The organism is Mesorhizobium sp. M0058, assembly GCF_040323095.1.
Taxonomy (GTDB): Bacteria; Pseudomonadota; Alphaproteobacteria; order Rhizobiales; family Rhizobiaceae; genus Mesorhizobium.
Genome location: NZ_JAMYUQ010000032.1, coordinates 24,652 through 30,929, shown reverse-complemented (window position 1 = coordinate 30,929; position 6,278 = coordinate 24,652). Strand labels below are relative to the sequence as shown.

The 6,278-nt window shown below is 62.8% G+C and carries 4 protein-coding genes and 1 pseudogene; 4 read left to right on the top strand and 1 reads right to left on the bottom strand.

Annotated elements, in window-relative coordinates; genetic code table 11:
- The 3 genes and pseudogenes from NKJ75_RS31700 to NKJ75_RS31690 all read left to right on the top strand — a co-directional run.
- Positions 1 to 1,488 (top strand): annotated as a pseudogene (locus NKJ75_RS31700) (DUF5801 repeats-in-toxin domain-containing protein); the annotation flags it as partial.
- A gap of 76 nt (positions 1,489 to 1,564) precedes the next feature.
- Positions 1,565 to 3,382 carry a type I secretion system permease/ATPase gene (locus tag NKJ75_RS31695; RefSeq protein ID WP_023745602.1) on the top strand — a complete coding sequence of 606 codons (1,818 nt, stop codon included), beginning with the start codon at positions 1,565 to 1,567 and terminating at the stop codon, positions 3,380 to 3,382.
- Positions 3,383 to 3,396: 14 nt separating this feature from the next.
- Positions 3,397 to 4,728: an HlyD family type I secretion periplasmic adaptor subunit gene (locus tag NKJ75_RS31690; protein WP_245265815.1), complete on the top strand. Its 1,332-nt coding sequence runs from the start codon at positions 3,397 to 3,399 to the stop codon at positions 4,726 to 4,728.
- On the opposite strand, the gene NKJ75_RS31685 is transcribed toward NKJ75_RS31690, so the two are convergent.
- Entirely contained in the window at positions 4,729 to 5,376 is a 648-nt protein-coding gene (locus NKJ75_RS31685; protein ID WP_023834881.1) for a ThuA domain-containing protein, read from the bottom strand.
- 257 nt (positions 5,377 to 5,633) lie between these two features.
- On the opposite strand from NKJ75_RS31685, the gene NKJ75_RS31680 reads away from it, so the two are divergent.
- The gene (locus NKJ75_RS31680) at positions 5,634 to 6,278 is read left to right on the top strand and encodes a YjbE family putative metal transport protein (RefSeq protein ID WP_023667912.1); all 645 of its coding nucleotides are present in this window, start codon (positions 5,634 to 5,636) and stop codon (positions 6,276 to 6,278) included.

The window sequence follows — 6,278 nt, the reverse complement described above, 5'->3', positions numbered from 1 at the left end:
CTCAACGGCCTGATCAACGTGGTGGCGACGGTGACGGTGACGGACGGCGATGCCGACGTCGTCTCGCAGCAAAGCACGAGCTCGGGTGGGCTATCGCTGACCTTCAACGACACCGACCCAACGATCACGAAACCGTTCGACGCTGATCCCATTACTGCGGGCATCCAAACCCCCGAGCATCTGGGCAACGCGGCAGGCCAGACGGCCAGCGGGAACTTCGGGTACGATATGACGGACAAGCACACGGCCGCAGAGTATTTGGCGGGCATCAGCGACTTTGTCGATACCGATGGTGGTCTGTTGGGGACCCAGATCGGGCTCACCGGCACGATCACCGGCGGCGGCGGTGGTAGTATCCTGACGCCGAACGTTACGCTCGCGACGGAGACCGACACCTCCGCGACGTTCAACTTCAGCTTCACCTACGACAAGGACCCTGCGGATAACGTCCAGACAGGCACGGCGGGCGGCACCCTCGTCTTCGACAAGGTTTTGGACACTTATACGATCACCCTGACCGACCCGCTCGAAGGCTTCAGCTTCGACCTTGTCCACACCAGTGAGCTCTTGTCCAAGCAGCCCACGGGCAACACAGGCCACCCGCAGATCGTATTGGAAAAGTTGCAGGCGGATGACCCGAACACGGCGGCTGACGAAGACTTCTTCGTGCAGTTCACGGCGAACTCGGTCACCAACAAGACCGGGTTCGGTCTTAACACGACCGGCGACAGTGACGGCCCGAACGCGACACCCGCTGACAAAGCGTGGAACCCCGGCGATCTGGTCACCAACAACCACGAGGATTGGGTGTCTGCGACGCAGACCACCAACGGTGTGGCCGGTGACACGATCCAGAAGGGCGAACTGCTCACGTTGCGGTTCTTCGACAACAACGTCGGTATCGCAGCCGAGGTGCTGCAAACGCCGCAGACCTCGGCCTTCGCCGGCAGCATGGCCATCAAGTTCGACGGCATCGGCAACAGCGAGGACCTGATGCTGATCCTCAACCTGGCCGACAACGGTGCCGACAACATCTTCGGCACCGCGGACGACACCTCGATCACGCGGGCTATGTACGTGTCGAACGGCGATATCTACAAGATGGGTCAGGTCCCGTCCCCCTACAATTCAGAGTTCACGCTCGACAACAATGACGGCCTCGTGATCATCGAGCAGAACGACTACAACGCAGCCGGCGAAGAGTACTTGCTGCAAGGTGTCCAGATCATGCAGTCGGGTAACGGGATCACCGGCAACGGCACGGCGATAGACCTGAACAGGGCGACCGGCGCGACCGGCGGGAGTAATGCGACCAGCAGCCTGGTGAACTTCGACGGCACCGACAACGACGTGCTGAAGATCGTGGACATCGCCTTCAGCACGACCGTGACCGAGACGCCATCAGCCAGTCTCGACTTCGCCTTCCAGGTGGCGGACGCGGACGGGGATATGACAGACATGCAGCACATACTTGTCGACGTCGCCTGACAGCTGACCGACGGGGGCGGCCAGCGCCGCCCCCGTATCAGCATCCGCGATCAGTTGCATGGGGGACGTCGTTTCAATGAAGAAAACCAAACAACCGCGCCCTGCCCTGCAGGTGGTGATGAAAGAGGCCAGACGCGCCATCCGGCCGCTTATCTGGTTCAGCGGCGGCATCAACGTGCTGATGCTGACCGGGGCGTTTTATATGCTTCAGGTCTATCACCGCGTGTTGTCCAGCCACAGCCTGGAGACGTTGGTGATGCTGTCGCTGATGGCGGCGGCGGCACTCGCGACAATGGCGGGGCTGGAAGTGGTCCGCGGCCGTCTTCTGGCTACCGTCGGATCGTGGATGAACGCGCGGTTGGGACCAGTTCTCCTGACGGCATCGGTCGAATATGCCGCCTCGGCGCCCGGTCAGGCCAACGCCCGTCCGTTGCGCGACCTGGATCAGGTGCGCAATTTCTTCACCAGCCCGAGCATCTTCCCGATCCTCGACGCGCCTTGGGCACCGCTGTTTTTCGCCGCCATATTCTTCATGCACCCCTGGCTTGGCTGGTTGGCGCTGGGCGGCGGGATCGTCCTGTTCGCGTTGGCGTTGCTCAACGAATACATCACACGCAGGCCGTTGACCGAGGCCGCAAGCGCACAGTCGCAGGCATACGTGCAGGCTGAGGCGGCAATCCGCAACGCCGAGGTCGTCCAGGCGATGGGCATGTTGAAGCCACTGATGGAGGGCTGGAAGGCGCAGCAGGACGAGGCAAACAAGGGACAGGTTCTTGCCGCCAATCGTGGCGGCGTCATCGCGGCCATCGCGCGTTGTCACCGGCAGGCCCTGCAGATGGCGATACTGGGTCTTGGCGCCTATCTGGTCCTTCGCAACGAGGCTTCACCTGGCATCATGATCGCCGCCTCGATCCTGATGGGGCGCGCATTGTCCCCGGTCGAGCAAGCGATCGGCACATGGAAGGCGACGGTGGGAGCGCGTGCCGCTTACCGGCGTCTCACCGCAGTCGCTGGACAGCATCTGGAGGTCACAGCGGTTCTGCCGCTGCCACGGCCGAAAGGCAGGTTCGAGGCCGAGAACCTTGTGCTTGGCCGCCAGGGTGGCGAGCCTATCCTGAAAGGGATCAGCTTCCAGCTCAAGCCCGGTGAAGCAATGGCGTTGATCGGCCCGAGCGGGGCCGGCAAGACAAGTTTGGCGCGAATACTGGCCGGTGCCTGGCGTCCATCCGGGGGGCGTGCCTTGCTGGACGGCATGGATGTTGCACAATGGGCAGCGGAGGACCGTGGTCACCATGTCGGTTACCTGCCGCAGGACATCGAACTCTTCGCCGGCACCGTCTCCGAAAACATCTGCCGCTTCGCGACACTCAACCCGGCGGTCTTCAACAACGTGGTCAAGGCCGCGCAGTTGGCGGGCGTTCACGAACTGATCAAGGGGCTGCCGAAGGGTTATGCCACCGAGATTGGCGAATCCGGCGCGGTGCTGTCAGGCGGGCAGCGCCAACGCATCGGGCTGGCGCGGGCACTCTACGGCGACCCGCCGCTCATTATCCTGGACGAGCCCAATTCCAACCTCGACCGCGACGGTGAGGACGCATTGATCGCAGCCCTTGGCGCGGTCAAGGCGGCGGGCGCGACCGTTATCCTGATCGCGCACCGACCAAACATCATGGAGAAAGTTGACAAGATATTGGTTCTCAACCGGGGCCAGCAAGATCTCTACGGTTCGCGCGACCGTGTCTTCAACGAACTCGCCGCGCGCATCCGCCAGGTCAATCAAATACCGGCGGCCCCGGCGCCAGAGATCTCCACCACCGTGATCGGCGTCAGCAATGGTGCAAGTCCCTCTCCAAAGCGTACGTTGGGCACGACTGTCGTGGCGAACCAGGCATGAAAACGAGAACCGATATGAACGTCGTGCCGTTACCCCTCCCACCACCCTCCCTGCTGGAACCGGTACCCTTGCGTCTTGCGGGCGTGACGTCTACCGGTTTCGCGATCATGGTCCTGTTCTTCGGCGTCGCCGGGGGTTGGGCGGCGCTGGCGCCATTGGACAGCGCCGCCGTGGCGCCGGGCGTTGTCAAGGTCGCCGGCGATCGCAAGCTCATCCAGCACCTCGAGGGCGGCATCATCGCGGAACTGAACGCCGCCAACGGTGATATCGTCACGGCCGGCAAGGTTCTCGTCCGGCTCGACGATACACAGGCAAAGGCGCAGCTTGACCTGATCCAGAACCGGATAGCCACGCGAGAGGCGCTGGCCGCGCGTCTGAGGGCCGAGCGTGACGACAAGGCCGAGATTGCGTTTGATCCGGCGTTGCTTGCAAACCCCGCCGCCGCCGTAAGGGACGCGGTGGCCGCGCAGCGCGACGTGTTCGCGGCGAAGCACCACAATCTGAAGGACGAACGGGAAATTCTCAGCCAGCGCCGTCAGCAGACCGAGGAAGAGATAACGGGACTGGAGCAGCTTATCGTCACCAAGGACAAGCAGATCGAGGCGATCGAGGGGGAAACCAAAGACCTCGAGAGGCTACTCAAAAAGGGGCTGACCACCCGCGAGCGGAACCTGTTGCTCAGACGACAACAGCAGGAGCTCGAGGGCGAGCGCGCCACCAACATCGCCGCAATCGCTCGTGCCAGAAGCGCCATGGCCGAGATCGACATGCAAATCCTGAACCTCGGCACTGTACGGCTGAATGAGGCCGTCGATGAGTTGACCAAGGTCGAGGCGGAGTTGTTTGACCTCAGACAGGGGGAGCGCGCCGCCAGGGACGTGCTTACCCGCACCGATGTCGTCGCACCGGTTGACGGCATCGTCATGGATCTGAAGGTCCACACCGCGGGCGGTGTCGTGAAACCCGGCGAGACGTTGATGACAGTCGTACCGCTCGGGCAACAACTCGTGGTCGAGGCCATGGTCAAACCAGAGGATGTCGAGACGATCACCGCCGGTCAGCCCGCGCGCGTCAGCTTCCCGGCCTTCGCACGCTACAACCTGCCGCCGCTCGATGGCGTCGTGGAGATCGTGTCGGCCGACCGCATGGTGGACGAGCGCAGCGGGGCACCGTATTTCGCCGCGACCGTGTTGATCGACAAAAGCGAGCTCGCCAAGCTGGAAGGCCGCAAGCTGCTGCCCGGCATGTCGAGCGAGGCGATGATCCGGACGGGTGCTCGCACCGTGCTTGCGTACCTCGCCGAGCCGATCACGCAGAACTTCCGCCGGGCAATGCGGGAAAAATAGTCAGGCCGCTCTGCTGGCCCACAGCACCCCACGCTCGAAGATGGTGCGCATTTGCGGGACGGAAAACTCATCCGCGGTGTGGCCGAGCGCGCTGAAGAAGACGCGGCCCTTGCCGTAGCGGCGCTTCCAGACCACGGGCATGACGACGCCGTCGATGAAGTCGAGATGCTCACCGCTGAACGTCGTCGTCGCCAGCACCTCGTTGCTCGGGTCGACATGCATGTAATACTGCTCGGAATGGTAGGCGAAACCCTCGATACCCCTGACGATCGGATCGTCGCTGATGATGTCGACACGGTAGTCGATGATGTCGCCGGGGTGCGCGACCCATTGGCCGCCGGTCATGAACTGATAGTTCGGCTCGTTGCGAAAACTGTCGCCGATGGTGCCGTGGAAGCCGGCAAGGCCGGTCCCGCCGCTGACGGCGGCGGCGAGGTTTTGCAGCTCCGGTTTATCGATCGTCGACATGGTGATCACCGGCACGATCAGATCGATGGCCGGGAGCTGCGGATCGGCAAGCGCCGATGTGCCCTCTTCTGTCCGCACCTCGAAGCCATGCCCGGTCAATATCTCGCTGACGACAGCGGCGCTGCGAGCCGGCGTGTGGCCTTCCCATCCGCCCCAGAAAATCAGTGCCGTCTTGCTCATGCTCGTCTCTCCTTTGGTCGGCAATATTGATAGGCAAGCGGAACGCTTTTGTCTTCCCTTCCATGATGGGCATTCTGGGACGGGCATTTCTGGTCGGAAATCACGACCCGGCGATGAATTCCGTGGATGAGGACCGATTGGCCGCGCTGGCGTCTTGTTTCAATGCCGGGCTGCACTCAAATCAGCTGTCTTCGCGTTTGCGCAGACATCGGTCCGATCCGCCGCAACCAGCCGGAGCCTTCCGGGGAGACCGCTCTATGAGTTTCGACCAGACGACTGTCGCCGCTTATCTGGAAGTCATCACCATCAACCTTGTGCTGTCTGGCGACAATGTCGTGGTGATCGGCATGGCGGCCGCAGGCCTCGCCAAGGCGTTGCGGCAGAAGGCGATCATCGCCGGCATTGCCGCGGCGGCGGTGATCCGCGTCGTCTTTGCGGTGATCGCGGTGCAACTGCTGGAAATTCCGGGGATCATGCTGGTCGGCGGCATGCTTTTGTTCTGGGTGTGCTGGAACATGTTCCAGGAGTTGCGCTCGGCCGGCGACGGCGAGGACGTCGACACTGAAGCCGTAGCACTTGCGACGGCGCGGCCGGCCAAGGCGCTGCGCACCGCGATCCTGCAGATCGTCGTCGCCGATGTCTCGATGTCGCTGGACAATGTGCTGGCCGTGGCGGGCGCCGCCGCCCACGACATGAATGCGCTGGTGTTCGGTCTCATCCTGTCGGTGGTTCTGATGGCGGTCGCCTCGACGCTGGTGGCGGCGCTGCTTGCCAGGTATCGCTGGATCGGCTGGCTCGGTCTGGCAATCATCGTCTATGTCGCGGGAAATATGACTCTGGACGGCGTCGAGCAGATGAGAACGGTCGACTTACACGCGCTGCTCTCGCCAGTTGCAAGCTAG